This is a genomic window from Hyphomicrobium sp. CS1BSMeth3, from assembly GCF_900117415.1.
Classification (GTDB): domain Bacteria; phylum Pseudomonadota; class Alphaproteobacteria; order Rhizobiales; family Hyphomicrobiaceae.
The window spans coordinates 16772-41158 of the sequence record NZ_FPEI01000004.1 but is presented as its reverse complement, the minus strand read 5'-3'; the positions used below and the strand labels follow the sequence as shown (position 1 = coordinate 41158).

The 24387-nt window shown below is 65.3% G+C and carries 23 protein-coding genes; 8 read left to right on the top strand and 15 right to left on the bottom strand.

The features are described 5' to 3' along the window. Nucleotides 1-35 precede the first annotated feature (35 nt). A complete protein-coding gene (locus CS1BSM3_RS04380; RefSeq protein ID WP_072385780.1) occupies nucleotides 36-1223 on the top strand; it encodes a CarD family transcriptional regulator in 1188 nt (395 codons plus the stop codon). Nucleotides 1224-1314: 91 nt separating this feature from the next. On the opposite strand, the gene CS1BSM3_RS04375 is transcribed toward CS1BSM3_RS04380, so the two are convergent. Beyond that, complete coding sequence (locus tag CS1BSM3_RS04375; RefSeq protein ID WP_072385779.1) at nucleotides 1315-1656, bottom strand: winged helix-turn-helix transcriptional regulator; 342 nt, start codon at nucleotides 1654-1656, stop codon at nucleotides 1315-1317. Between the two features lie 61 nt (nucleotides 1657-1717). Here CS1BSM3_RS04375 and CS1BSM3_RS04370 point away from each other — a divergent pair, with 61 nt between their 5' ends. Next, nucleotides 1718-2272: a carboxymuconolactone decarboxylase family protein gene (locus CS1BSM3_RS04370; protein WP_072385778.1), complete on the top strand. Its 555-nt coding sequence runs from the start codon at nucleotides 1718-1720 to the stop codon at nucleotides 2270-2272. 27 nt (nucleotides 2273-2299) lie between these two features. Here CS1BSM3_RS04370 and CS1BSM3_RS04365 read toward each other — a convergent pair whose 3' ends face one another. The 5 genes from CS1BSM3_RS04365 to CS1BSM3_RS04345 all read right to left on the bottom strand — a co-directional run bounded on the left by CS1BSM3_RS04365 (nucleotide 2300) and on the right by CS1BSM3_RS04345 (nucleotide 6211). Next, nucleotides 2300-3691, bottom strand: a complete 1392-nt coding sequence (locus tag CS1BSM3_RS04365; protein WP_072385777.1) for a flavin-containing monooxygenase — start codon at nucleotides 3689-3691, stop codon at nucleotides 2300-2302. A 107-nt stretch (nucleotides 3692-3798) separates the two neighbouring features. Then, nucleotides 3799-4257: a DUF3237 domain-containing protein gene (locus CS1BSM3_RS04360; protein ID WP_072385776.1), complete on the bottom strand. Its 459-nt coding sequence runs from the start codon at nucleotides 4255-4257 to the stop codon at nucleotides 3799-3801. 59 nt (nucleotides 4258-4316) lie between these two features. Beyond that, complete coding sequence (locus CS1BSM3_RS04355; RefSeq protein ID WP_072385775.1) at nucleotides 4317-4838, bottom strand: DsrE family protein; 522 nt, start codon at nucleotides 4836-4838, stop codon at nucleotides 4317-4319. A gap of 116 nt (nucleotides 4839-4954) precedes the next feature. Next, nucleotides 4955-5509 (bottom strand): RNA 2',3'-cyclic phosphodiesterase, encoded by a 555-nt coding sequence (gene thpR, locus CS1BSM3_RS04350; protein WP_072385774.1) that lies wholly within the window; start codon nucleotides 5507-5509, stop codon nucleotides 4955-4957. A gap of 33 nt (nucleotides 5510-5542) precedes the next feature. Next, on the bottom strand, nucleotides 5543-6211 hold the full coding sequence (locus tag CS1BSM3_RS04345) for an arylesterase (protein WP_072385773.1): 669 nt from the start codon (nucleotides 6209-6211) through the stop codon (nucleotides 5543-5545). Nucleotides 6212-6351: 140 nt separating this feature from the next. Between CS1BSM3_RS04345 and CS1BSM3_RS04340 the strand changes: the two genes are divergently transcribed. From CS1BSM3_RS04340 to CS1BSM3_RS04325, 4 genes are all read left to right on the top strand, one after another. After that, nucleotides 6352-7095, top strand: coding sequence for an ABC transporter ATP-binding protein (locus CS1BSM3_RS04340; RefSeq protein WP_244540419.1), 744 nt, complete (start codon nucleotides 6352-6354; stop codon nucleotides 7093-7095). After that, nucleotides 7092-9671: an ABC transporter permease gene (locus CS1BSM3_RS04335; RefSeq protein WP_072385772.1), complete on the top strand. Its 2580-nt coding sequence runs from the start codon at nucleotides 7092-7094 to the stop codon at nucleotides 9669-9671. The genes CS1BSM3_RS04340 and CS1BSM3_RS04335 overlap by 4 nt, the downstream gene beginning before the upstream one ends. Before the next feature lie 173 nt (nucleotides 9672-9844). Continuing rightward, entirely contained in the window at nucleotides 9845-10627 is a 783-nt protein-coding gene (locus CS1BSM3_RS04330; protein WP_072385771.1) for a Bax inhibitor-1/YccA family protein, read from the top strand. Between the two features lie 211 nt (nucleotides 10628-10838). After that, complete coding sequence (locus CS1BSM3_RS04325) at nucleotides 10839-11375, top strand: GNAT family N-acetyltransferase (protein ID WP_072385770.1); 537 nt, start codon at nucleotides 10839-10841, stop codon at nucleotides 11373-11375. A gap of 354 nt (nucleotides 11376-11729) precedes the next feature. Here CS1BSM3_RS04325 and CS1BSM3_RS04320 read toward each other — a convergent pair whose 3' ends face one another. The 3 genes from CS1BSM3_RS04320 to CS1BSM3_RS04310 form a co-directional block, all read right to left on the bottom strand. Then, nucleotides 11730-12680, bottom strand: a complete 951-nt coding sequence (locus CS1BSM3_RS04320; protein ID WP_072385769.1) for a S1C family serine protease — start codon at nucleotides 12678-12680, stop codon at nucleotides 11730-11732. Between the two features lie 297 nt (nucleotides 12681-12977). Then, nucleotides 12978-13955 (bottom strand): hypothetical protein, encoded by a 978-nt coding sequence (locus tag CS1BSM3_RS04315; RefSeq protein ID WP_072385768.1) that lies wholly within the window; start codon nucleotides 13953-13955, stop codon nucleotides 12978-12980. Between the two features lie 540 nt (nucleotides 13956-14495). Beyond that, entirely contained in the window at nucleotides 14496-15794 is a 1299-nt protein-coding gene (locus CS1BSM3_RS04310; RefSeq protein ID WP_072386674.1) for a hemolysin family protein, read from the bottom strand. Nucleotides 15795-16013: 219 nt separating this feature from the next. On the opposite strand from CS1BSM3_RS04310, the gene CS1BSM3_RS04305 reads away from it, so the two are divergent. After that, nucleotides 16014-16985 carry a DUF6282 family protein gene (locus CS1BSM3_RS04305; RefSeq protein WP_072385767.1) on the top strand — a complete coding sequence of 324 codons (972 nt, stop codon included), beginning with the start codon at nucleotides 16014-16016 and terminating at the stop codon, nucleotides 16983-16985. Nucleotides 16986-17060: 75 nt separating this feature from the next. Here CS1BSM3_RS04305 and dnaA read toward each other — a convergent pair whose 3' ends face one another. The 3 genes from dnaA to rpsT all read right to left on the bottom strand — a co-directional run bounded on the left by dnaA (nucleotide 17061) and on the right by rpsT (nucleotide 20147). Beyond that, the gene (gene dnaA, locus CS1BSM3_RS04300; RefSeq protein WP_072385766.1) at nucleotides 17061-18650 is read right to left on the bottom strand and encodes a chromosomal replication initiator protein DnaA; all 1590 of its coding nucleotides are present in this window, start codon (nucleotides 18648-18650) and stop codon (nucleotides 17061-17063) included. Nucleotides 18651-18783: 133 nt separating this feature from the next. Continuing rightward, the gene (locus tag CS1BSM3_RS04295) at nucleotides 18784-19224 is read right to left on the bottom strand and encodes a rhodanese-like domain-containing protein (protein ID WP_072385765.1); all 441 of its coding nucleotides are present in this window, start codon (nucleotides 19222-19224) and stop codon (nucleotides 18784-18786) included. A gap of 647 nt (nucleotides 19225-19871) precedes the next feature. Then, on the bottom strand, nucleotides 19872-20147 hold the full coding sequence (rpsT, locus tag CS1BSM3_RS04290) for a 30S ribosomal protein S20 (protein WP_072385764.1): 276 nt from the start codon (nucleotides 20145-20147) through the stop codon (nucleotides 19872-19874). A gap of 787 nt (nucleotides 20148-20934) precedes the next feature. Here rpsT and CS1BSM3_RS04285 point away from each other — a divergent pair. Then, the gene (locus tag CS1BSM3_RS04285; protein WP_143149070.1) at nucleotides 20935-21579 is read left to right on the top strand and encodes a class I SAM-dependent methyltransferase; all 645 of its coding nucleotides are present in this window, start codon (nucleotides 20935-20937) and stop codon (nucleotides 21577-21579) included. 5 nt (nucleotides 21580-21584) lie between these two features. Here the strand turns inward: CS1BSM3_RS04285 and CS1BSM3_RS04280 are convergent, their stop codons facing one another. From CS1BSM3_RS04280 to CS1BSM3_RS04270, 3 genes are all read right to left on the bottom strand, one after another. Beyond that, on the bottom strand, nucleotides 21585-22316 hold the full coding sequence (locus CS1BSM3_RS04280; protein WP_072385762.1) for an ABC transporter ATP-binding protein: 732 nt from the start codon (nucleotides 22314-22316) through the stop codon (nucleotides 21585-21587). 8 nt (nucleotides 22317-22324) lie between these two features. Continuing rightward, the gene (locus tag CS1BSM3_RS04275; RefSeq protein ID WP_072385761.1) at nucleotides 22325-23608 is read right to left on the bottom strand and encodes a lipoprotein-releasing ABC transporter permease subunit; all 1284 of its coding nucleotides are present in this window, start codon (nucleotides 23606-23608) and stop codon (nucleotides 22325-22327) included. Nucleotides 23609-23792: 184 nt separating this feature from the next. Next, entirely contained in the window at nucleotides 23793-24386 is a 594-nt protein-coding gene (locus tag CS1BSM3_RS04270) for a histidine phosphatase family protein (protein ID WP_244540418.1), read from the bottom strand. Nucleotide 24387 lies beyond the last annotated feature (1 nt).

Sequence of the window (24387 nt, the reverse complement as noted above, 5' to 3'; positions counted from 1 at the left end):
GTAGAATGTGAATGGTCGCGGAGTGAGATGTAGCGATGGCGCAGAGCAAGAAATCCCCGGCGAAGTCTGCATCTAAGCCGGCCGTGCCCCGTAAGCCGGACAAGGCCGTCCAGGCCAAGAAGGCCGTTGCGAAGCCTGCCCCGAGCAAGCCCGCGGCCACCAAGACCGTGAAATCTGGTCCCGCTGCGGCGAAGGTTCAGACGCCGGCCAAGGTGCTGGCCAAGACCAAGACCAAAACCCAGGCAAAGGCCGTCGCCGCGGCCGCGCCCAAGACGAAAGCCAAAGCCGACGTGACCGCTGTCCAGAAGAAACCGACCGCCGACAAGACGCCCGCCACCAAAGCTGCGACGCCCAAGTCTGCTCAGGTCAAGCCTGCTGAGGTGAAGTCCGGGGCGGCGAAGCCTGCTGCCGTCGCGAAGACGCCCATCACGGCCCAGAAGGCTGCGGCTCAGGCGATGCTCGCTGCGCGCGCCAAGTCTGCGGCGGCGCCGGCGGCCCGCGCCATGCCGGCAGCGGTGCACAAGCCGGCGGCCCGCATGATGACGGCGCCGTCCATGCCTGTGCTGCCGGCCCAGCCGCCAATGCCCCGGGCTGCGGCTGCGAACCCCAAGGAAGTGGCGGCCAAGGCTGCCGAGGCGCGCCGCCAGCAGATGCTCGCTCAGCCGAAGAAGCCGGTGAACTCGCGCCATGGCTTCAAGATCGGCGAGTCGATCGTTTATCCGGCCCACGGCGTCGGCCAGATCGTCGGGATCGAGGAGCAGGAGATCGCGGGCATGTCCCTCGAGCTGTTCGTGATCCAGATCGAGAAGGACAAGCTGACCCTGCGCGTGCCGACGGCGCGCCTCGAGGCGGCCGGCATCCGCAAGCTCGCCGAGGACAACATCGTCTCGCGGGCCATGGAGACGCTCAAGGGCCGCGCGCGCATCAAGCGGACCATGTGGAGCCGCCGGGCGCAGGAGTACGAGGCCAAGATCAACTCGGGTGATCTGATCGCGATCGCCGAGGTGGTTCGCGACCTCTATCGCTCCGAGACGCAGCCCGAGCAGTCCTACTCGGAGCGTCAGCTCTATGAGTCCGCGCTCGATCGCATGGCACGTGAGATCGCCGTCGTCGACAAGCTCGACGAGCGCACGGCCATGCAGCGCATCACGGACGTCCTCTCGCGTAGCGCCCGCGGGCGCCGCTCGAGCGAGGAGGGTGCCGGCGATACGCAGGCCGCCTGAAGGCCCGCTTCGCACGCATCAAGAATACGAAAGCCCGGCAGCGCAAGCTGTGACCGGGCTTTCTGCTGTCCGATCGGTCGCACCGGGCCGATCAGCCCTTGCCGGGCTGGCGCTCGATCTTTCTTGCCCATTCGTTGGCCCACGCCGTCAGCGGCAGCAAGTGCTGTACGAGTTCCCGCCCGGTCTCGGTCAGATGATAGCCGTCCGGCCCCAGGGCGACGACGCCGGCGCGCTTCAGCTCGCCGAGCCGCGTATTGAGCACGCTTGGATTGGTGTCCGCCGCCGCCTGCAGCGGGCGAAACTTGAGCTCAGTCTTGGACAGCTCCCAAAGGATGCGAAGCGCCATGCGTCGACCGAGAAGATCCAGCAGGGCCATGACGGGCTGGCCGGTCTTCGAGCCGCGGACCGGCGCGCCTGGGAGCGGCGTCTTCATGCTATTGATTCCGTAGCGAGCAGGTGTATGCTATGCTTTGTGTAGCAAGAAAGGATTACCGATGTCTGCTCGGATCAGCCCTGCCGAACCGCCCTATCCGCAGGATATTCAGGCGCGCCTCGACAAAGTGATGCCGTCGGGCGTGCCGCCGCTCACGCTCTTCAGGATGCTTGCGCGGGATACCCGGCTCTTCGAGCGGTTCATGGGCGGTGGGCTGCTGGACAAGGGCCATCTTGCACTCCGCCAGCGCGAGATCGTCATCGACCGTGTCTCGGCGCGGTGTGGATCGGAGTACGAGTGGGGTGTCCATATCGCGTTCTTCGGCGAGCGGGCGGGCTTCAGCCCCGATCAGGTCTGCTCGCTGGTTCATGGCAGTGCCGAGGATGCCTGCTGGCAGGAAGAGGCCGAGCGCGCCCTCATCCGCGTCTGTGACGCGCTCCACGAGCGAGCGACGATCGACGAGCCGCTATGGACGGCCTTCTCGGGGCATTTTTCGGATGCGGCGTGCCTCGAGGTGCTCATGCTCGCCGGCTTCTACCGCACGGTTTCCTACCTCACGAACGCCACGGCCTTGCCGCTCGAGCCTTACGGGGGGCGATTTCCGCAAGCAAGCTGAGCCGTCACGCGCTCGCTATTCCGCGGCCTACTCCGCCGCCTCCGCGCGCGGGGAGAACTTCGCCCCCTTCTTCGGCTTGAAGCCGATGCCGATGTCACGCACAGGTGTGCCGGCGCGCTTCTGCGCCTCTGACATCGTGCGCCTGAGATCCGCGAAGTAGGGGAGGTGCTCGACCTCGATGGCGTGGCGGGGCGTATCCTTGAAGTTCGTGCGCACCCACGACTTCCGCTGGTCGATCTCGGCCAGCATGTCGGCCTTGCTCGGGAAAGCGGCGCGGCCCGCTTCGTGCTCGCGGATCCAGCGCGTCTGGCCTTCGCAGATCCAGTTGAGCGCCGTATCCGAGTTGAAGAAGGCGAGGAAATAGAGCCCGCGCCAGTCGGGCGGCACGAGCCGCATGTAGAGGTCTAGCCCGTTGTCCTTGATTGCCAGAATTTCCGGCGGCACGAAATCGAGATCGATTTCGTAGCCCGTTGCCGCGATCAGCGTATCGAACTCCTCGGCCGTGCCATCGACGAAGTGCAGCGTCTTGCCCTCGATGCGCTCGATGCCCTGCTTCACGATCACGCGGCGGTAGTGGATGTGGTTGACGATGTTGGCATTCGACGTAGCGTGCACGCGCTTGGACGTCTCGGGAAAGCCCAAGCGCTTCATGTCGCCCTGGATGATATAGACGAGCGCCTTCAGCACGCGATTGCGGACGGCCGCGGGAATCCACGGCTTGTAGAAGGGCTGGATCGTATCCCAGAAGGGCCGCCCGAAAGCGAGCTTCGGAATGATCAGCGCGCTCGAGCGCGCGATGAGGACAGTGCGCTCCGCACCAACGGCGAGGTCGCTCGCGATGTCGAGTGCGCTGTTGCCGACGCCGACCACGCACACGCGCTTCCTCACGAAAGGCGCCGGCTCCTTGTAGTCGTGCGAGTGCAGGTACTCACCCTTGAAACCGTCGCGGAACATGGCCACTTCGAGCGGCTTCGTGAGATGTCCGCTCGCGACGACGACCGTATCGTGCTCGAAGATTTCGCCGGCCTCGCTCGTGAGCTGCCAGCGCGGCTTTTCGGGACGGTAGGAGGGCGCCGGCCTCAGATCGACGATCTTCGTGTTGAAGCGCACGCGTTGCGTGATGCCGAAGTGCTCGCCGTAGTCCTTGAGGTACTTCGCCATGTCCCAGTGCGAGGGGAACGGCTGCACGCTTGAATCGAAGGGATAATCGGAGAAGCTCGTGAGGTCGCGCGCCGTGTTGATGTGCAGCGTGCGATAGGCCGAGGAGCGGTTGTTGTCGTTATTGTAGACCCACATGCCGCCGACGTGGCTGCCGATCTCGTAGAGGGTGACGTCCCAGCCCTCTTCCAGCATGTGCTTGGCGCAGGTGAGCCCCGAGGCGCCCGCGCCCACGATTCCGATCGACTTGCGTTCCATCATGGCAATCCGGCCCGTGCTCCAATCAATTGAACACCTGGGACGTTAGCGGCGCCCGCGCGCGTTGTCATCCGCGTGCGGCGCATGACGGCACGACATAGGTGCCGCGTTCAGAGCACTTCGAAGACGTCGTAGATCGCGAATTCCGGCTCGCGCCGGCCGACGCCCACGCCCACGATCCTGTTCAGCCAGTGGTATTTGGGCGAGGCCGTTTCGAAAGTGAGCGCGGTTCTGAGGTAGTGGCTTTCCGGGGGCACGCGCTCCCCGACGGCAATGCGGGCCATGATCTCAGCGGGCGCGTGCCGCACACCCCGATAGCTGATCAGCAGCGGGTGGCCGTCATCGAGCTCCAGCGGCAGCCGCACATCCGGGCGAACGGCGCCGTCGCTGCCACCGAGCAGGATGTCGACCCCGCCCGGCACGATCTTGGCCTTGATGCGCGGGCCCTCGAACTGGCCCTGACTCAGCAGGTCGATACGCCGATTGCCGAGCGGCCCGCTGCCGAGCATGTACGAGCCGGTGACGGCGATCTTGAGCTCACCGATGTAGGCGGACTTCAGTTCGGGCATTTCCTGCTCCCCTCCCGTTGTTATGATGGAGGGGATTGGAATCGAACCAACAGAGCCCCTCAACCCACTTTCAAATATCCATAGCCCTTCGACTGCAGATAGGCGACCGTCGCGACGCCCGAGGGCACGATCTTGATGTACGGCGCGGTCTTCGCGCGGGCGAGGTCGAGTCCCATGCGCTCGAAGGTGATCCGGCAGAGATAAACCTCGACGCCGTACTGCGCGAGCCCGGCCACGCGCTTCTCGAGCTCGGGCTCGATCGCGGGCGCCTTCTCCCATGGTGTGCCGGCGAGGTCCGTGAGCTGGTACTTGATGCCGGGACCATGCGCGACGATCACGATCTTGATGCCCATCGGATCGAAGTCGTGCGCGGAGAGATGATTGTTGATGTTCCGCAGCATCGCGTCATAGCGGCGGTCGTCGCCGAAATCGCAGTGATAGAGACACGCGATGTCGGTATCCTTCTTGAGGTCGGTGAGCTTCAGCTCGCGTCCTGCCGCTGCCGTCGGCAGCGCAGCCGCCAAGGCAGCCGAGCCCGCTGCGAGGGCACCAATGAGGTGGCGACGGTCGATGTCGGTCATTCCGTTTCCTCCGCGGATCGGGCTGGACGCCCTCATACTAGGCAGCGAAGGTGCCCGGCGCGGGACAATCCGCCGGGACGGTGATCACAACTGCGTGGGACGCGCCGGTGCGGTCCTTACTGCGCCGCATCCCAGGCCGGGCGCGCGTGAAAATGCTCCTCGCGCACGTAGGGGCCGCCACCCTGCCCCGGGCGCGACGACATGAGCGTGAATTGATCGACGGTGAACGGCCATGCCTGGAGCGGCGGCCGTCCACTGAGGAAGCGCGCGACCATCTCGGGCTTGGTGTTCTTCAGGCGGGCGAGGGTGATGTGCGGCTTGAAGGCTCGTGTCTCGGGCGGCAGGCGGGCGGCGCGGGCCGCGCGCTCACTGGCGCGCTGAAGGGCATTGAGGGGTTCTGCATCGGCAATACCCGCATACAGGGCACGGGGCTCGCGCCCGCCGAACACCCCGAGCCCGGTGATTTTCAGCTCGAAGGGATCGAAATCGACACGAGCGAGTGCGCTGACCAGCTCGTCGGCTTCGAGATTTCCGATATCGCCGAAGAAGCGGATCGTGAGGTGCATGTCCTCGACGTCGACCCACTTGGCGCCCGGCAGATTGCCCCTCACGAGGTCGAGCTGAGCCCGCACGATCTCGGGGATTTCTATGGCGGTGAAGAGGCGCGGCATTCTCGTCTCATTCCGTCGGCTTCATGTGACGTATCATTTGCTCGCCGCGGCCGCATGCCTCTTTTTCACGCGCTCGATCAGCTCTTCCACATGCGGCACGATACCCTGGACGATCACGTCCACGCCCTTGGCATTGGGATGCATCCCGTCATCGAGGTTCAGGGCATTGTTCAGCACGACCCCTTCGAGGAAGAAGGGGTAGTAGAGGACGTCATGCTTCCGGGCCAGGTCGGGAAAGATATGATCGAAGGCCTTGGTGTACTCGGGGCCGAGGTTGCGTGGCGCACGCATGCCCGCGAGCAGGACATCGGCGCCTTTGGCCTTGATGCGCGTGATGATGGCATCGAGGTTCTTGTGTGCGGCGGCTGGATCGAGCGCGCGCAGGCCGTCATTCGCGCCGAGCTCGACGATGACGGCATCGGCATCATCGGGCACGGCCCAGTCGAGGCGCGCGAGGCCGCCGGCCGTCGTATCGCCGGAGACGCCCGCATTCACGACCGCGACATTGTGCCCGCGCGCCTTGAGTGCTGCTTCGAGGCGAACCGGAAAGGCATTCTTCGGCGGCAGGCCGAAACCCGCCGTCAGACTGTCACCGAACGCAATAATACGAATGGGACGCTCCTGGGCAGAGGCCGCGTTCATCTGCGCGAATATCCCCAAGCATAGGAGGCAAAGATTGACGGCGGCGAGCCTCATCACCATTTGCCCCCAATGCTGATCAAACTCAGGCCGTAAGTGCGTGCGAGGAATCATCAGAACATCCTGCGTTGGGAGCCGGACTGGAATCTGTCAGATAGGTATCTGAGCGCAAGTTGCTACCGTCGATTGGAAAATGCGGCCTTTTGTGGCGCTTTTCGAAGTTCACCCCACGATTATGGAGCCTCACCATCGTTTCCCAACCTGTCATCGAGCTGGCGAATGTCGATCTCACGCTCGCGAGCCGCGCCGGCCAGGTCGCCATCCTGCGTGATCTGAGCCTTTCCATTGCCGCGGGCGATTCGGTCGCCATCGTGGGGCCGAGCGGATCGGGCAAGACCTCGCTCCTCATGATCATGGCGGGGCTCGAGCAGGCGACTGCCGGACGCGTCATGGTTGCCGGGCACGATTTCTCCGCCATGAGCGAGGATGCGCTCGCCCTCGCGCGCGGCGCCAGCATCGGCATTGTCTTCCAGTCCTTCCATCTCGTGCCGACCATGACGGCGCAGGAGAACGTCGCGCTGCCGCTGCAATTTCGCGGTGAGCCCGATGCCTTCGAGCGCGCCGCAGAGTTGCTCGGCGAGGTCGGGCTCGCGCACCGCATGACGCATTTTCCGGCACAGCTCTCGGGTGGCGAGCAGCAGCGTGTAGCGCTCGCCCGCGCGCTCGTCCCGCGCCCGCGCCTCCTGCTCGCCGACGAGCCGACCGGCAATCTCGACGGTAAGACCGGACGCCAGATCGTCGACCTCCTCTTCTCGCTCCAGGCGCGGCGCGGCGCGACGCTGGTTCTCGTCACGCATGACGAGCGCCTCGCCGAGCGGTGCCATCGCATCATCCGCATGGCCGACGGGCGCATTGTCGAGACTGCCGACGAGGCCGTGCCCGCATGAGCGCCGACACCGTCGCCACGGAAACCGACTACGGCGCGCCCCGCCCGCAGTTCACACTTCTTCGGCTAGCACTCCGCGAGCTGCGCGGCGGGCTCGCAGGCTTCTACGTCTTCGTCGGCTGCATTGCGCTCGGCGTTGCCGTCATTGCCGGCGTCGGCGCGCTCGCCGATGCCGTGCAGTCGAGCTTTGTGCGCCAGGGCGCAACGCTGCTCGGCGGCGATCTCACGTTCACGCGACCGAACCAGCGCGCGGAGCCCGCGGAGCAGGCGGCCATCGCGCGCTTCGGCACCATGAGCGAGACGGCTTCGCTGCGCGCCATGGCACGCCGCCTCGATGGCAGTGACCAGATGCTCATCGAGGCCAAGGGTGTCGACGGTACCTATCCGCTGATCGGCGCGCTCGTGCTCGAGGACGATATCAAGCAGGCCGATGCGCTCGCCGGGCGCGGTGCTGCCGCCGATCCCATTCTTCTCGAGCGGCTTGGCCTCAAGCGCGGCGACAGCTTCCGCCTCGGCAATATCGAGGTCGAGCTCAGGGCCGTCATCCGCAGCGAGCCGGACAAGATCGCCGAGCGCCTCTCCTTCGGCCCGCGCGTGATGGTCTCGACCGACACGCTGCTCGCGAGCGGCCTTGCCGACCTCGGCAGCCTCACGAAGTGGCGCTATGCCGTCCGCCTCCCTGATACCGCGCGCGGGGCTGAAGGCAATCTCACAGCCGCTGCCGCCGAAGTGCGCAAGGCGCTACCCGAATCTGGCTTCACGATCCTCGACCGCCGCGATCCCTCGCCGCGCGTCACGCAGACGCTCGAGCGTGTCCGCCAGTTTCTGACGCTGATCGGCCTCACGGCACTGCTCGTCGGTGGTGTCGGCGTTGCCAATGCCGTTGCAACTTATATCGACCGCCGGCGCAAGGTCATTGCCACGTTCCGCAGTCTCGGTGCGACCGGCCGCACGGTCTTCGCGCTGCATCTCGTGCAGGTCATCGCGATCACCGCGATCGGCATCGTGATCGGATTGGCCGTCGGGCTCATGGTGCCCTCGATCGTCGACTGGCTCGCGGGAGAGGCTCTGCCGTTCCGCGCCGAAGCCACATTCAGCTTCCTTGCCGTGGGTATGGCCATTGCCTATGGCCTGCTCGTTGCGCTGCTTTTCACGCTCTGGCCACTCGGCCGCATCGAGCAGATCCGGCCAAGCGTGCTCTTCCGCGACGAGGTGAGCGAGGAGCGTCGCTGGCCCGCCTGGCCGTTCATCGCGGCGACTATCGCAGTCGGCATTGCGCTGCTGGCGCTGGCGATCCTGAGCTCGGATTCGAAGCGCATCGCGCTCTATTTCTGCGCAGGTGCGGCGGGCATCCTCATTCTGTTTGCCTTTCTGGGAAGCGCGGTCACCTATCTCGCGCGCCGCCTGCCGCGCCCGCGCCGGCCCTCGCTCGCGCTGGCGATCGGCAGCCTCGGGGCGCCCGGTGGATTGACGCGCGCCGTCGTGCTCTCGCTCGGCTCCGGGCTCTCGCTGCTTGTCGCGGTGGCGCTCGTCGATGCCTCGATCGTCAATGAGCTCGACGGGCGCGTGCCGAAGAACTCGCCCAACTTCTTCGTGCTCGACCTGCCGCGCGATGATGTGGCGGGCTTCCGTGGCCTCGTCGAGAAGGAAGTGCCCGGCGCCATCGTCAATCAGGCGCCCATGCTGCGCGGGCGCATCGTCGCGCTCAAGGGCCGTCCCGTCGAGGAGCTCAAGGCTCCGCCCGAAGCCGCCTGGGTGCTCAATGGCGATCGGGGGCTCAGCTACTCGGACGAGGTGCCCGAAGGTTCGACGGTCGTCGCCGGCCAGTGGTGGGCGAAGGACTACAGCGGCGAGCCGCTCGTATCCTTCGAGGACGAGATTGCGCGGCGGCTCGGCCTCGACATCGGCGATGCCGTGACCGTCAACGTGCTCGGCCGCAATATCACGGCCCGCATCGCCAACCTGCGCGACGTGCACTGGGAGAGCCTCGCGATCAACTTCGTCATGGTCTTCTCGCCGAACACGCTGCAGGCGGCGCCGCACAACATTCTCGCCACCATCAGCCTCGATCCGGCGACGTCACTCGCCAAGGAGGCCCAACTCGCCCGCGCCATCGGGCAGGCCTATCCGGCGACGACGGCGATCCGCGTGAAGGATGCCATCAACAACTTCAACACACTGTTCCGGCGCATCATAACGGCCGTGCGCGCGGCCGGCGGTGTGACGCTCTTGGCGGGCGCGCTCGTGCTTGCCGGCGCACTGGCGGCAGCACAGCGCCGCCGGCTTCAGACTGCCGTCATCCTCAAGGCGCTCGGCGCCACGCGTCGGCGTATCCTGGCGGCGCACGCCATGGAATACGCCCTGCTCGCGCTGATCGCAGCCACGCTCGCGCTCCTGCTCGGCGGGCTCTCCGCGTGGCTCGTCACGACACGGATCATGGACCTGCCGTTCGTCTTCTCGGGTGCGGCCATCCTGCAGGCGTTGGGGGTGTCACTGGCGCTGGTGGCGCTCATTGGCGGTCTCGGAACGTGGCAGGTGCTCAGGGCGCCGCCGGTGCCCTATCTGCGCTCGGAATGAAACCCGGAACGGCGCCATTCAAGCGAAGTGCACGGAAATTGGGAAACATGAATCAGAATTAACGTTCGTACTCCCCCTTCCGGCTTGAAACCGCCACCGTCAAGGCACATATTTGTCGCGTAGTGCGGCCGCAGAGGTTACGGGCCGCTTGGGACCAAAGGGAAACAGAACTCATGGCTGAACTCGACAAGCGTTACGGGCGATTTGGCGTCGCGACGCGCGCCGAGCCTGGCGTAATGGATGAGGGCCTTCGGAGCTATATGCTCGGCGTCTACAACTATATGGCCGCCGGTATCGTTCTGACGGGCATCGTCGCTTTTCTTATGTTCTCGATGCTCACGACCACCGACCCGACGCTTGCCGTAGCTAAGCTGCGCAATGGCGTCATGCTGACTGAGATGGGCCGCTCGGTTTACGGCTCGCCTCTGATGTGGGTGATCGTCCTGGCGCCGCTGGCGTTCGTCTTCTTCCTCTCGTTCCGCGTCTACAGCATGAGCGTCGGTGCCACGCAGATCGCCTTCTGGGCGTTTGCGGCGGTCATGGGCGCGTCGCTGTCGACGATCTTCCTGCGCTATACCGGCCAGTCGATCACGCAGATCTTCTTCGTGACGGCGGCCATGTTCGCGGCGCTGAGCCTCTATGGCTATACGACCAAGAAGGACCTCTCGGGCTGGGGCACGTTCCTGTTCATGGGCGTGGTCGGCCTGATCCTGGCTTCGCTGGTCAACATCTGGCTGCAGTCGCCGTCGCTGTACTTCGCCCTTTCCGCGATCTGCGTGCTCGTGTTCGCCGGCCTCACCGCCTATGACACGCAGCAGATCAAGGATAACTACTACCAGATCGCCGACGACAGCACGATGCTGGCGAAGGGCGCGGTCATGGGTGCGCTGAACCTCTACCTGGACTTCATCAACATGTTCCAGGGCCTGCTCGCGCTGTTCGGCAGCCGCGAATAACGAAACACGGTTGGCTGGCGGTATCCGCCGGCTGACTGGGTAGGTTGAAGCAAGGGCCTCGTCGAAAGACGGGGCCCTTGTTGTTTGGGGCGCGCTCAGTGGTGTGCCCAAGAAACGGGCACGGCACGCCCTTGCGTCCATTCCTGCGGCACGTTACGCGAATCCATAGCGGCTGCAGCCCAAGCGGCCCGCGGAATGCCACAGGTGCCGGATGACCTCCCTGAACGTGCGCCCCGTCCGCGAAACGGACATTCCCGCCATCACCGCCATTTACGCCCATGCCGTCCGCCACGGTCTGGCGAGCTTCGAAGTCGACCCGCCCGACGAAACGGAGATAACGCGCCGGATGCACGCGGTGGTGGATGGCGGCTTTCCCTATCTCGCCGCAGAGAAGGATGGGAAGGTGCTCGGCTATGCCTATGCCGGGCTCTATCGCACCCGCCCGGCCTACTGGAACAGCGCCGAGAACTCGGTCTATGTCTCGCCGGATGCGCACCGCCTCGGCGTCGGCCGCGCGCTGCTGAAAGAGCTCATCGACATTATGACGGAGCGCGGCTTCCGTCAGATGATCGCGGTCATCGGGGACTCAGGAAATGCCGGCTCTATCGGGCTTCACCGGGCGCTCGGGTTCACCTACTGCGGCGTGATCCATTCCGTTGGCTACAAGCATGGCCGCTGGCTCGACAGCGTGATCATGCAACGGGCGCTCGGCCCCGGCGATACGACGCCGCCGGATCGCGCGAGCTGACGGATCGCGCCTGCGGCGCGACGGGGCTTTCGCCCCTGGCCCCAATCGGGGAGACCCCGAACCCCCTTCTTTTTATGACTTGGCGCTCGCGGCTAGCGCACCGGTGTCCCCTCTCCCCGCGCGCGGGGAGAGGGCTAGGGTGAGGGGCGGGGACTTGCGCTGACGTCAGCGTTTGCCGCCGCCCCTCATCCTAACCTTCTCCCCGTAAAGGACGGGGAGAAGGGACATGGCGGCACCAGCGGCTCGCTCCAAGTCGATAAAAGACGGGGGTTCGGGGGTGTCCCCCGATTGGGGTGTGGGGCCAAGGCCCCACTCGCGCCGAAGGCGCGATGGTAGCCACCACATGCGGTGTCGCTAATGCAGCACCGGCCCGCGCAGGAACTTCCGCCGATCGCCGGACTGCACGGTCACGTCCATGGTGCGGCCATTGCGGTTGATCGTGAGCGGCACCGGCGCGCCTGCAGATCCCAGGGCCCAGACATTGCGGAAGAACGTCGGCAGGCCGCGCACGTCCTGCCCCGCCACGGACATGACGATATCGCCGACGCGCAGGCTCGACTTGCTCGCCGGGCCGCGCCGCGACATGCCCGCAATGACGATGCGGTCGCCGACCTCGGCGGCAAATACGCCGAGCCATGGCCTCGGCGACTTGTTCGGCCGCCCGATCGTCGCGAGATCGTCGAGAACTGGCTTCAGCAGGTCGATCGGCACGACCATGTTGATGTCGATCGCCGACTGCTTGTTGCCCTCGCTGCCCCCCTGCTGGACCTGGAGCGAGCCGATGCCGAGCAACTCGCCGGCGGGGCCGATCAGCCCGGTCCCGCCCCAGTGCGGATGCGATGGCGCCGTGAAAATCGCCTCGTCGAGCAGATACTCCCAGTAGCCCGCGAACTCCTGCTTGGCGACGATGCGCGCAGCGACGGCGTTCTGGCGGCCGCCGGCGCCGGCGACGATGACGTGGTCGCCGACCTTGGCTTTGGACGACACGCCAAGCTTGAGCGCCGGGACGTCGATGCGCGCCAGGGCTTGCACGAGGCCGAAGCCGGTCTCCTGGTCGTATCCGAGTACATGACCCGGCACGACGCGCCCGCCCGCGAGTGTCAGCCACACTGTTTCGGCCTCGGTCACGAGGTAGCCGATGGTGAGCACGAGGCCATCATTGCGGATGATCACGCCGTGGCCTGCGCGTTCGGTGCCTAAGGTGTCCGCGGTGAACGCATCGGCAGGAATCGTGGTGCGGACGCCAACGATCGACGAAAGCGCGCGGTCGAGATCGTAGTCGTAGTCTTCTGGTTTGGGCTGCACGGGCGGCCTCCCATTCGGCTAAAGCAACGGACTTGAAATTCGCCTCGCGTCGGCGGCGGGCAGGGAGCGAACTTCACGTCCTGAGTTGCTTTAGAAGCCACAAAGTCTAAAACGTCATTGGCCCTCAAATGCGACTTCGAGCCAGACCCGAACCGTGGGTCGCATTGAGGTCCGACGCTTTAGCCGCTGAGCGGGACAGGTATCTGTCTAACTTATGTCGCCGCCGCCATGGGGACAACGGGGAAGGACCTCATTGCGTCGCGCAAATCGACGGCAGGGCAAACGCCGCGCGCGGATTCAGGAGCCGCGGAACAGCCGCCATTTGCCGAGCGCGCCACCCTTGAGGCCGCCCATGCTCGTGCGGGCGCTGACGCGTACCGTTCCGGGCCGCTCCGTGGCGCGCGCGCTCGATGGCAAAGGGCCCGACCCGTGGATTTCCACCTCCGCCTCCTCCTCGTAGGATGGCGGTCCCTCTCGGAAAATCCGCGGGGTTTGTCGTGAAGCATTCGCGGTCGGCTCGGGAGACGCGCCATCGGGACCGGTGATCGTGATCTCCGCATCCTCGTCGTCGCTGTCAAAGTCCGGCTCGTTGCCCTTCGCGGTCGATGCCGCTGCAGTCACGGCGGCCGGCGCGGCCGTTGAAGTGCTCGCCACGGCCCCGGGTTCGTTCGGTGCCGGGCGAGAAGGCGTTGCCGTGACGGCCTCCGTGAGATCGGCAATCTCCGCTTCGAGCTGGGCAAGCCGTTCTGCGGTATCGCTGAGGGGCGCGGCGGACTTGATGGGCTTTGCTGCTTCGATGACAGCCGTCGGCGCAGGATCGGGGGGCGAGGGGGCTTCGGGAACAGCCGCACCAAGCCGCGCAATCAGCGAGCCTGCCGGCACCTTCTCGGTCGGCGCAGGACGGCGCCCACGTGCGCCGTCCTGATTGCGCGCGCCGCGGGCTGCTGGCTTTGTGCTGGCTGATCCCGGCTTGGCCGGCGCGCTTGCGCCAGCGGCGGCGCTCACATCCGTGGCGGCAACTTCGCTCTCGGCTTTTATTTTGACCCGCTGCTTGCCCGTGCCTAGCTCGGCCGACGCAAATCGCGTGAGCGCGGTGATTGCGCCGCGCAACAGTGCACGTGCCTCCTCGATCTCCGCTGTGCTGCCGGCACCAGCAGACGCGAGCGCGAGCTTTTTGTCGACCGCCTCGAGATCGGCGATGACGCGCTGTGCGCTGCCGGGCGCCGCCTCTGTCCCTTCGCGTCTATCGTTCACGTCGAGCGCTTTCCGGTCCATGCCATCTCCGCGCAGCGCGGCTCATCGGCGTCGATTAAAGCCGATTGTCCGGCATTTTCCCAGGGACGAGCGATCCAGCGTTCAGATAAGCGGGGAAATGTCGAGCTGGCCGAGTCCAAAAAGCAAATCGGGCCGGCATGGCACCGACCCGACGTGCATTACTGAACTGTTATGACGTTTGCCTGATGACCCGGTCTCGCCACATGACCCCGTGGGGCTGGGGGGCTGAGATATACGAGACCACGTTGCAAGGCCGGGTCCAGAGGCAACGTGAATCTTATCGCCGGACTTTACGGCGCAGCGAGGACCAGAATTTGTCCAAACCACGGTAACGAGTGTTCGATAACGGCTTTGCAGCCCGAACTTCCGTCACGACAACAACAAGTCGTCTGTCTTCAGACAGCATTGGCGCAAGTAGCGCGAAATTTTGCAGTGCAGCGATTCGCGAGCGATCGCGCTTATACTCCAGCGCGCAATTTATTGCTGTAAAACGCGCCGCTCATCCAGCATTCGTGGAAGCTGCGCGCCTATCGAAGCGCATCACGCGCGCGGGCGGCGGCCGCCCTTGATGCGGCTCGCCAGGATCTTGTCGATGCGCCGGCCGTCGAGATCGACGACCTCGAAAGTCCAGCCGCTGGCATCGACCCGCTCGCCGACCTGCGGCAGATGCTGAAGGTGAGCCAGCACGAAGCCCGCCACGGTCGCGTAGCTTCGCTGCTCCGGCACGACGATGCCGATCTTGTCGGCCATCTCGTCGACCGGCATGGCACCGGAGAGGAGCCAGGAGCCGTCGTCGCGCTCCACGGCATGAGGCTCTTCCTCGGCGGTATCCGAGCGGAATACGCCGGCAATGGCCTCGAGGATGTCCGCTGGCGTCACGAGGCCCTCGAAGTTCCCATATTCGTCGTGGATGAGCGCCATGGGCACCTCTGCGTCGCGCAGGACGGAGAGCACGTCGAGCGCGTCCATGGTCTCGGGAATAATAGGCGCCTTGCGAATGTGGCCCTTCACTTCGAAAGTCTTGCCGGCGAGGATGGCCGCGAGCAGCTCGCGCGTCTGCACGACGCCGATCAGCGCGTCGGTCGAGCCGTCTCCGACAGGAAGGCGCGAGTGCGGCGTGGTGATCAGCCGGTCGCGGATCTCGCTCTCCGGCGCGGCTATGTCGATCCAATCGACGTCGGTGCGCGGCGTCATCAGGCCGACGACGGCCCGATCCGCAAGGCGCATGACGCCCGAGATCAGCTCGCGCTCGCCGCTCTCGAGAACACCCGCGCTTTCCGCCTCGAGAATGAGCGCGCGAATTTCCTCGTCGGTGACGCGGCTCTCGCTTTCAGTCGACTGCCTCATGATGCGGAAGACGAGACGTGTCGAAGCATCGAGCAGCCACACGGCCGGCTTGGCGACCGTCGCGACCATCGTCATGAAGGGCGCGACCAGGCAGGCGATGCGCTCGGCATTGCGCAGCGCCAGATTTTTCGGGACGAGCTCGCCGATGATCACCGAGAGATACGTGACGGCGACGATCACGGCACCATAGCCGAGCGGTCCTGCGGCAGCCGAGGGTACGCCGAGTGCCCTCAAGGCATTGCCGGCATCTTGGCCGAAGGCCTCGCCCGAGTAGGCACCACTGATGATGCCGATGAGCGTGATGCCGATCTGCACGGTCGAGAGAAAGCGCCCAGGATTGGTCGCGAGGGCGAGCGCGGAGGCGGCGCCTGGATGCGATGCGGCCGCCAGTGAGCGCAGGCGCGGGATGCGCGCGGATACAACTGCCAGTTCCGAAAGCGCAAAAACCCCGTTGAGGAGAATAAGTGCCAGGACGATGAGAAGCTCGATCACGTCATTGTTGGCTGACGTGTGTGCGTCCAAGCCACTCCATATCGATGAGGAGCTTTAGTTACGGCACATGAGGGGCTGACGTCAATGCAGCGTGCCCCCGCGCGCCGGCGGGCCTTATTCCCTGGCCGCGAATGGTCTACACTTGGCATGCAGAAAAAGAGCGCCTGCCGAGCATTCGGCCCGAGCGCCACGCACTGCACTGAACCCAGGGAGCGAAACATGAAAAGGGTCGCGATTGCAGCGGCAGTAACGCTATTTGGCTGCCTGACTTTCGACGGCGCTCACGCGCAGGGAGCCGCATTTCCGCCACCACCGCCCAAGGTCAGTCCGGCCAAGGGCGTGATCGACATGCACGTCCATTCGCATCCGGACGTGTTCGGTCGCAACATGGACGACATCGATGTTGCCCAGCTCGCCAGGTCACGCGGGATGCGCGGACTCCTGCTCAAGAACCACATCAGCGAAACGGCGAGCCGCGCGGCGCTGGTGATGAAGGTCGTGCCGGGTATCGAGGTGTTCGGCGGCATCGTGCTCAACAACGCAGTCGGCGGCGTTAATCCGAATGCCGTCGAGTGGATGCATCGCGTCTATGGCGGTCGCGGCAAGGTCGTGTGGCTGCCGACGTTCGAGTCCGACAAGCACGTGAAGACCTTCGGCAAGCCGGACGCCAAGGGCCTCACGGTCGCGCCGAACGGGCAGGTTTCTCCCGCGATGGAGGAAATTCTCAAGATCATCGCGCGCGAGAACCTTGTGCTGGCCACGGGGCACGTGCACCCGGAAGAGATCCTCGCGGTGGTCAAGAAGGGCAAAGAGCTCGGCGTGAGGAACATGATCATCACGCACGCGCTGACCAACGTGCCGGGCCTCACGATGGCTCAGGCCAAGGAGGTCACGAGCAACGGCGCGATGATCGAGATCTGCTTCCTGCAGTTCCAGGCCGGGCCCAACGCACCGCTCGCCTTCCTCACGCACTGGACGCAGATCAATGCGCGTCACGTAGCGCAGGCGGTGAAGGAGTTCGGCGCCGGCAGTGTGGTCGTATCGACCGACCTCGGCCAGAGCGCCAACATTACGCATCCCGACGGTATCGAAGTGGCCATTGCCGCCATGAAGAAGGAAGGCATCTCCGACGGGGACATCGACACGATGATGCGCAAGAACCCTGCAAAGCTGCTCGGCATCGACGGCTGAGAGCGGAGCTCCATAAAGCAAACGGGGCCGCAGTATCGCGGCCCCGTTTCATTTTGCGATGATGAGGTTTGTGGCTCAGCGCTCGATGTTGAGCTGGCGCTTCAGCTCCTCGATCTCATCCTTGAGGCGGGTGTCGTTGCCGATCTCGCCCTCGATCTTGCGGATGGCGTGCAGCACTGTCGTGTGATCGCGATCACCGAAGCGACGGCCGATCTCAGGAAGCGAGCGCGTCGTGAGCTGCTTCGCGAGATACATGCCGATCTGGCGCGGCCATACGACCGAGCGATGCCGCCGCGGCGACAGGATGTCCGACTTGGAGACGCCGTAGTGGCGCGAGACGAGGCGCAGGATGTCCTCGATCTTGATGCGGCGCGGCTCGATGCCGTTGACGAGATCGCGGATCGTCGTCTCGACGAGATCGAGCGTGATCCGCGTCTGCGTGTACTGCCACGTCGCATAGAGCCGCGTCACCGCGCCCTCGAGCTCGCGACCGCTCTCGGTGAGCTTGTCGGCGAGGAGCTCGACGACATCGCGGGGGATCTCAAAGGAGGGATCGGTAGCCCGCTTCTCCTGCACGCGCCGCTCGAGGATCTTCAAGCGGAGATCCCGGTCGTGGCTGTTGATCTCCGTGACGAGGCCACGCTGCATGCGCGAGCGCATGCGGTCATTGAGGCGCGTCAACTGGCTTGGCGCCCGCGCCGAGGCCACGACGAGCTGGCGGCCACCATCGAGCAGCGCATTGATGATGTGATCGAACTCGAGCTCGGTCTGCTCGCCGTGCATGAACTCGAGATCGTCGATGAGCAGGAGGTCGATGAGCCGGAAGCTCTCCTTGAACGCCATCGCGTCCTGAGCCTTCAGCGCTTCGACGAACTGGAAGCGGAAGCGCTCCGCCGTCATGTAGACGACGTTGGCTGAGGGCTGACGGCGGCGGACTTCCCACGCAATGGCGTGCAGGAGATGCGACTTGCCGTGCCCGACAGCAGCGTGGATGTAGAGCGGGTTGTTGCCGCGCGCCTCGTCCGGCACCGTCTCGGCGACCTGCATGGCGCCCGCATGGGCAATCCGGTTCGCGGTGCCGACGACGAAGCTGTCGAACGTGTAGCGCGGATCGAGCGGCGAGCCCTCGAGGCCTTCGACGCCGGTCCGCGAGCCGACGCTCGCCGTATAGCCGGGCACGGATACCGAGAGCGGGTTCGCCTCGCCGATCTTCGCGTTGGGCGCGGCAAAGCCCTTCTCCTGGCGCGACGCCACAGCGCCAGCCTGAGCTGCCGGCGCGGTCGCCGCGGGGCTGCGCACCTTGACCTCGACGCGCTCGATGCCGTCGAACTCGATGGCGGCACAGCGCTGGATGGCGTCGAGATAGTGCTGCTCGAGCCAGTTCTTCAGGAACTTGACCGGAACTGTGACGGTCAGCGTGCTGCCGTCGAAGGCTGCAAATTCCAGCGAGCCGAACCAGCTCGAATACACGTCATCGCCAAGGGTGGCCTTGAGGGCCTGACGGACCCTCTGCCCGCGGGCGTTGATCGTGCCTTCCTCGGAAGGCTTCTGTGCGTTGTTTCCCCCGAGAGCGGACGGGCCACTCGTGCGCTTGACGGTGCCGCTTTCCTGCTCTGATCCTGATTTCCTGGATGGCCCCTCCGGCCGATCGCGGTCGTGCGTCATGCTTGTACCCCACCTGTAAATTCTGTTCGCCTTCAGGACTCGATCCCGCGTCTCGGCCCGCAAAGATGCGTCCCCGCACCTTTCGGCAGCCGAATGTCCCGAGCGTCGATCGTGTCCTGCCCTCTTCGCCGCCTCAGCCCTGAACCCAGGGCAGTCCTGCGGCCTTCCAGCCCGCCACCGTGCCGCGCCGGCGGTGCTGATCGAGCGGACCCTCGAAGCCGTCCGCTACATTGTGGCAATGCGCAAAGCCTTGCGCTGCGATGGCGCGCGCCGCCATCAGGCTGCGCCCGCCGGAACGGCAGATGAAAAACAGCTCGCTCTCCTGGTCCGCACCAAGGGCGGCAAGCTGCTCGGTCACCTGCTCGACGAACGCTGGGTTGAGACGGTTGTCGGGAAACGTCTGCCACTCGACCAGGATCGGCTTGCTGCCGATCTCCGAGAGGTCAGTCATTCCGACAAAGGCCCACTCTGATCTCGTCCGCACGTCGATCAGAACGGCCTTGGGGTTGGCCTTGAGGGCACCCCAAACATCCCGCACCGGTACGTCGTCTACCGCACCAGAATCAAACGCCACTTAACAGTCTCCGCATCAACCAACACAGCAGCAGAATGGTGCCGGCAGGAACTCGCTGCCGCCATACAAGCAATCGACAAGTACAATGAGCGCCATCAGACCGGATGGTCTGATAGAATACGCGATACAAACCGCCTATGAACCCCGTCTCCGGGCGCTAACCTTTGGCCTCTGCCCGGAATGCCTGCATCTGCTTGGGGAAAACGACGCCGGATGGCCCCGGCGCCTTCTCCTTAACCGCATACTAACCATGTTGGCTGCCGGTGGCGCAAGAGCGGACTTCAGTCAGGCCCGCGCAAGGAAGCTTCTGGTTGAGTCGAGACGGGGAGCGCACGCCTGCGCCACCCCCTGTTGATGACGACTCAGGGCTGTGGACAAGGGCGTTGAGAATCCGAGCTGAATCTCGACCGCAAAACCCCCCGTGGGAGGCGTAGATGACACCCCGGTTGGAGCGTCATCTGAATCTCGTTTTTGCTTGAATGAGTTCAATAAGCGGACGTAAGCGGCGGATTTCTCGGCAGTCGCGCTGACACAAAATCGTCAAGTATCAACCGATTGGGGGAGGCGCCTCGCACCGCCTGCGAGTCGCCGTTGTGCTCTTTCCGCCACATTCCCCCGCCGTCCGTAGCGGGGGAATTGATCAGTGGTCAGCCAGCCGCTGCGCCGATCGACTTGATGCGCGCAGCGAGGCGCGAAACCTTGCGCGACATCGTCTTCTTGTGGACGACGCCCTTCTGGGCCGAGCGCATCATGACCGGCTCGGCGGCCTTCAGCGCCTGCTCGGCGGCGGCCTTGTCGCCGGCCGCAATCGCGACCTCGACGCTGCGCACGGTCGACCGCAGGCGCGAGCGCCGGGCCTTGTTTGTTGCCGTCCGCCGCGCCGCCTGGCGGGCTGCCTTCTGTGCCGAGCTCGTATTGGCCATTCTGTAGTCCTTCCTTGATGTCGAAGCTGGTCGGCGCAGCCGCGGCTCGCTGTAAGCCACTCGCGGGCACGTACTGCGCGTCAAACAAGTCTGCCGCCCGTGGCGCTGAGGCCAGGGCGGTTCGCTGCGCAACCGTATAGAAGACCCGGAGGGGGACGGTCAACCGGGCACGGTAGGGACCGCCGCCACCTTGGCGCCCGCTGATGGAGCTGCCCCTCCCTGCTACGCCGGCAGCCGGCGCTGGTGCCGCGAGCCCGCCGCGGGATGCGGGAGGGGGATCGATCGGCGCGGTAGTGTGGAGCCTGTCCTGCGATGGGGCTTGCTGCTCGGATGGCTTCAAACGTCCGTGAGTTTTGAAACCGTGTGGGGCCTGAAACCGCTGCTGCTCGGCGTGGTGTCAGCCGGCGGGCATCGCCGTGCTCCCGTGTCGCATGCTCCGGGGGCCCTCAGAGGCACACATTCGTCCCTGTCGCTCACGCCGGACAGCGATCCGCGCCAATGTGCATCTAAGCGGTTCGACACAGAGAACCACAGAAGTCAGTGAGCCAGCACTGCCCGCGCGTCCCCCAGACTTGGGCTGCCGGCCCCGGGCGAGGCTGTCCGTGACAAAGCCGAGCGGCCTCTTGTTCGATCAGTGAGGCTCGCCCCGAACGCGCACCATCGGCGACGATCGTAGGAGCACGCCGTGTTTCTTGCCCTTCGACAGCTCTTGAACGTCCTGAGACTGTGTCTCGATCTCAATGGTCCTCTGCTGTCGCCCGCCCTGTATTTGTTCGAGTATGTGAGAGTGCACTACGAGGAGCGGGTCGAAGCCTTCGATGCGCGCTTTGGGACTGACACCACATCGCCGTTCATCGAGCGCCAAAGAGCGGATCGCGCCTACTTCTATGTGCCGGCACCGGCATCGGTGATGGCCCATGTTCTGGGCACCTTACCCCTGGAGGCGAACAAGTTCGAATTCGTCGATCTGGGATCCGGCAAAGGCCGGGCGCTGCTCGTGGCTTCCGAGTTTCCGTTTGCCAGGATTGTCGGCGTCGAGCTTTCCGATCATCTGCACCGGATCGCCGAGGAGAACGTGAAGCGATTCAAGCCTCCGTCCCAGCAGTGCGCGCAATTCGAGCTGCGGTGCATGAATGCCGCCGACTATGCGTTCGGCAACGAGCCTGTCGTGCTCTTCCTGTTCGACCCCTTTGGGCGCGAGATTCTCGAAAGAGTCATTGCCAGTCTGGAAGCGTCATTGAACTCGACGCCGCGCGAGGCGTACGTCCTCTACATCTGCCCGCAATTCGAGGACGTGCTGCAACGTTCGACGGCGCTGACAAAGCTGAAGGACGGCGGTCCTCGATGGCAGCCGTGGAACCGATATGTGATCTATGGGGCCGTATCGGTTAGGCCCGCAAGCGCGCCAGACGCTGCCACGATCTCGAGCTGACGCCTTCAGGCCAAGCTCTGCGGCTCGAGCTCGATGAGTTGGCCGCCATCCATGCGCAGGACCCTGTCCATGCGCGCAGCGAGCTCGAGATTGTGGGTCGCGATGAGCGCCGCAACGCGCTTTGCCCGGATCAGCTCGATCAGCTCCGCGAACACGACGTCGGCCGTCCGCGGGTCGAGATTGCCGGTCGGCTCGTCGGCAAGCAGGAGGCGTGGCGTATTGGCGAGCGCGCGGGCGATGGCTGTGCGCTGCTGCTCGCCGCCGGAAAGCTCCGCAGGGCGGTGGTCGAGGCGCTCGGCGAGCCCGAGCGAGGTCAGCAGCTCGGTCGCCCGCGCGTGCGCCTGGCGCTTCGTGCGGCCCTGAATGAGCTGCGGCATGGCCACGTTCTCGAGGGCCGAGAACTCGGGCAGGAGTTGATGGAACTGGTAGATGAAACCCATCTGCGCGCGCCGGACGCGTGTGCGCTCGTCATCCCTCATGCGCGCGCAGTCGCGCCCGCCGATGATCACCTGGCCGCTGTCGGGCGTCTCGAGCAGGCCCGCGATGTGAAGGAGCGTCGACTTGCCGGCGCCCGAGGGGCCAACCAGGGCCACGGCCTCGCCGGCTCGGAGTACGGCGGAGGCGCCGTTGAGCACGTCGATGCGGCGCGAGCCCTGATGGAACGTGCGCCTCAGATCGACGAGCTGCAGCACAGCCGTCTCGAAGGGTTCGCCGCGATCGGGTGTGACGTCCTGCACAGGTTGCCTCACTCGTAGCGCAGCGCTTCGACCGGATCGAGGCGCGAAGCGCGCCACGACGGGTAGAGCGTCGCAAGGACAGACAGGACCAGCGCCATGATCACGATCGCCGTGGTCTCGCGGACATTGATCTCAGCCGGCATCCGCGAGAGGTAGTAGACGGTCGGGTCCATGAGCGTCGTGCCGGTGATACGTTGCACGAGCTGCCGTATGCCTTCAATATTCCAGCAGAAAACGACGCCGAGGATCAGCCCCGCAATCGTCCCGACAATGCCGATCGAAGCGCCCGTAATGAGGAACACGCGCATCATGGCGCCCTTGGTCGCGCCCATGGTGCGCAGGATGGCGATATCGCGGCCCTTGTCCTTCACCAGCATCATCAGGCCCGAGATGATGTTGAGCGCCGCGACGAGCACGATCAGCGACAGGATGATGAACATCACATTGCGCTCGACCTCGAGCACCGTGAAGAACGTCTCGTTGCGCTTGCGCCAGTCCGTGAAACTGAGCGTCGGTCCGCCCGCCGCCTGGAGGGGGGCGAGGATGTCGCCGACCTTCTCGGGCTCGTTGAGCAGCACCTCGATGACATCGACCTGCTCGGGGCGCGAGAAGTAGCGCTGGGCCTCCTTGAGCGGCATGAAGATCATGGCCTTGTCGTACTCGGACATGCCGAGCTCGAAGATGGCCGAGATCGCATAGCGCTTGATCCTGGGCGCCGTGCCGAACGGGGTTGCGGCGCCGCGCGGCGAGACGAGCGTGATCGCGTCGCCGGCCGTCACGCGCAGCATATTGGCGAGGCGGATGCCGATCGCCAGGGATTCGCTGTTGTCGAAGCCGTCGAGCGAGCCGAAGCGGACGTTGTCGGCGACGAGCGGCATCTGGCGGAGCGCGCCCTCGCTCACGCCGCGGACGAGGCCGCCGAGCGTGACCGCGCTCGAGGAGATCATGGTCTGCCCCTCGATGAGCGGCAGTACGGCGCGCACGCCCGGTACCTGGGAAAGGCGCGCGGTCGCCTCGTCGTAGTCCGTGAACGGATCGGCGACGCGATAGACGATCACGTGGCCGTTCACGCCGAGGATCTTCTGGATGAGCTCGCTGCGAAAGCCGTTCATCACGGCCATGACGATGATCAGCGTCGCGACGCCGAGCATGATGCCGATGAAGGAAAAGCCGGCGATGACCGAGATGAAGCCTTCCTTGCGCCGCGCCCGGAGGTAGCGGCGGGCCAGCAGCCACTCGAATGGCGCGAAGGGCCGCGTGTCGACGCCGGCGGCGCCCGATGTGGTCGTCATCGTGGTTCGGCTCCGGTTCGCGGAGACTGCGGAAATAGTCCCTCGGCGGGGTGCCCGCCCTCGCGTCCGTTGACTACCACAATCCGCCGCAATTAGGGCCGCGGGCGGATCAGGTTTCCCACCGTGGCGCGCCGGAGACAGGAAGGATCATTCGTCGCAGGCCCCGATGGAGCCTGAGGCGTGGCTACAGCCACGCCTGCTCGCCACGTCTTAGGCGCAGGATCTTGTCCTGGGGCACGTCCAGGGCGTGAATCTCGTCCCAGTCGAGCCCGAGAACGTGCCCGCGCACGACCCGACTGACACCGCCGTGCGAGACGGCCACCGTGTCCCGCTCGAGGCTTGCGAGCCAGAGGCCGGCCCGCCGGGCGAGATCCTCGTAGCTCTCGCCATTGCGCGGGCGCCAGCGGTAGGGATCGGCCTTGCGGGCGGCGAACTCTTCGGGGTCGGAATTGGGAAGATCATCCCAGATCTGGCCTTCCCAGTGCCCGAAGTTGATTTCCTTCAGAAGGTCTTCGCGGGCAAAGGCCTCGGGATCGAGCCCCATCTCGCCGCGGATGATGCGCATGGTGTCCGCCGTGCGCACAAGCGGGCTCGCGACGAAGTCGAAGCTCGCAATCCGGCCATCGAGAATGCGGCCGAGCTCGCGGCCGTTCCGCGCGGCCTGACCGCGGCCCTTGTCATTGAGCGGCGTGTCCGTCTGGCCCTGATAGCGCCGCACGGCATTCCAGTCCGTCTCGCCGTGGCGGACGAAGTACAGTGTGATTCCAGCCTTGAGCACG